This is a genomic window from Campylobacter sp. BCW_4338 (assembly GCF_001763255.1).
GTDB lineage: Bacteria > Campylobacterota > Campylobacteria > Campylobacterales > Campylobacteraceae > Campylobacter_D > Campylobacter_D jejuni.
In genome coordinates this window covers 1-2,405 of the sequence record NZ_MJYJ01000012.1, presented here as the reverse complement: position 1 = coordinate 2,405, position 2,405 = coordinate 1, and the positions used below count along the sequence as shown (strand labels likewise).

2 protein-coding genes are annotated in these 2,405 nt (G+C 26.0%); both read left to right on the top strand.

Features of this window, described 5'->3' with window-relative positions:
- Positions 1 to 114 precede the first annotated feature (114 nt).
- Positions 115 to 1,698, top strand: a complete 1,584-nt coding sequence (locus tag AJN69_RS10270) for a lysozyme (protein ID WP_070277663.1) — start codon at positions 115 to 117, stop codon at positions 1,696 to 1,698.
- Positions 1,692 to 2,051, top strand: coding sequence for a hypothetical protein (locus AJN69_RS00895; RefSeq protein WP_002779560.1), 360 nt, complete (start codon positions 1,692 to 1,694; stop codon positions 2,049 to 2,051). The genes AJN69_RS10270 and AJN69_RS00895 overlap by 7 nt, the downstream gene beginning before the upstream one ends.
- Positions 2,052 to 2,405: the final 354 nt, after the last annotated feature.

The window sequence follows — 2,405 nt, the reverse complement described above, 5'->3', positions numbered from 1 at the left end:
TTAGATCAAGATAATACTATAAAACAAGATACACCTAGTTATTATTTTTCTCCTAAAGATGAAAGCAGTGGTTTAGGAAGACTTAGTATCTTTTATAAAAATGATGAACTTTGTTTGCTTAATTATTCTATTATAGAAAATTCTTTAAATATTAAATTAGAATGTTTAAGCAAACAAAGCTTAGAGTATAAAGACTTAATTTCAAACACTTTAAAAGAACAAAAAACCACACAAGTAGATAAAAAACAAGCTATAGCTAAACTTCATGCTCTTTTAGAAAATCAAAACCTAGAATGTATCCATGGAGGTAAAGTCATACTTAAATCAAACAAAGGAAAAACTTTTAAAGATGATGGTGTGCCTATAATGCTAGAAAGTGATTTATTAAACTCTAGTATAGTAGCTTGTCCTAATACTATAGCAGGTGTAAGTGTTCCTTGTACTAAAGTTGTTAATGTAAAAGGATCCTTATCTCAAAAGAAAGTCAATAATGAATTTGCAATCTTACAAGAACTCATCTCAGCTTGTAAAACAGATAAAGGCTTTGCTTTAAAAGTAAGCTTTACTCCTACTAAGTTTAAATTTGATCACAGCTTTGATCCTAAAGAGGGCTTAGGAGAACAAAGTAAAAATCAAATAGAGTTAAAAGAGCCTATAATAAGACTTCATTATAAAAGTGATAGATTTCAAAAAGATAATTTACCTATCTATAATCTTTTAATCAATAATGAAAAAAAAGAACAAGATAAGGCTTTAAATGAATTTAATATAGATTTAAAAGATTTAAAAGATATAGAGGATATAAATATTCTTAATCAATTCAAACAAGACTTTAGTAAAGATTATGAATTTAAAGAATTAAATCTTAGCTTTGATACTAATTTAATCAAACTTTATTTTATTATCCCAAAAAACATTGCTAAAGTTTATAAAAGTGCTTATAAGGAATTTGAAAATAAAGATTTAGGAGTAGGGTATTTTACACAGCTACATGAGTATGATAAAATCATCAAAAATGCTTTAGAAGATAATAAAGAATTAAACGAATATCATTTTAGTTTTTTAGCTCCTGCAAAAATGCAAAATTTAAAACTTCAAATCGCACAAGGACTAGATGAAATCTTAGAAGATGAAGATAGAAAACAAGAGTTTTATGTTTGTAAATTTGTGGTGGTAAATGGGGTTAGTGAAAACAATACTCAAGAAAAAATCACTCATCTAAGCAATGATGGTCAAAATCTTTTAAAAAATATAGAGAAGCTAAGACTCAAACCTTATAATGATCAAAATGGAAAAGAAATTACTTCATATGTTAAAGGTGCAACTATTGGATATGGACATCTTATAGGGCAAAATGAATGGGATTTGTATAAAAATGGTATTACTTTACAAGAAGCGGATAAATTGTTTAAAAGCGATTTGTTGCCCTTTGAAAATGCTGTAAAAAATTCAATAAACTCTTCCTTAGCACAGAACGAATTTGATGCCTTGGTTATATTATGTTTTAATATAGGGATTGATAATTTTAAAAATTCTTCTGTTGTTAAAATCATCAATGGAGAGAAAACAGGCTGCAAAACATTAAAGGAAGCTTGGATGGCGTGGAACAAAAGTCAAAATAAAGTAATGCAAGGACTAATTAATAGGAGAAATGCTGAATATAAGCTTTACATTCAAGGAGGTTATGAAAAATGGTAATTTTTAAAAATATATTATTGTTTTTATTTTTTAGTACTTATTTATTAGCGCAAGAGGATTTTACTCCACTAGAGCAATGTACCTATGAAAATGAAAAGTTTTGGATAAAAATTTTAAATCTATGTCCAGAGGGTAATATAACTTGTGATAAAGTTGTATATGTGGGTGTCAATAAAAATAATGGAAAATATATTGTCCTAAACGGTAAGTCTATTAGTGATGTAAATATGAATTTTAAAGGATATGTTTTTAAAAATGGTATTTATGAATACAATATTTTTAATAATTTTTTATATATTTCTAAAAACAAGCAGATTATACAAGAATATCGTCTGAAATTATGTGAAAAATAGACACAACAAAGGCAACAAGCAACAACAAATACCTAGAATATGTAAAAAGTTAAAAAGATGCAATAAGAATTACAAGAAGTTTTTAAAGTTATAAAAATCCTAATTAATGAAATCTTAGCTCCTAAATTTTACAACAAATACAAAGATTTAGAAGTAGAGATTGATGATAAGGGCAATGTGCTTAGGTGGATAGGAGAGATTAATAGAGAGACAAAAAATATTAGCAAATAAAAAATGATATAATAATGCTTTATATAAGGAATCTTTTATGTTTATAAGTTCTAAAACAGAGTTAATTCAAACTATTAAAAATTTAACAATCAACAATAAAGAAGTTAAACAGATTGATTTTAT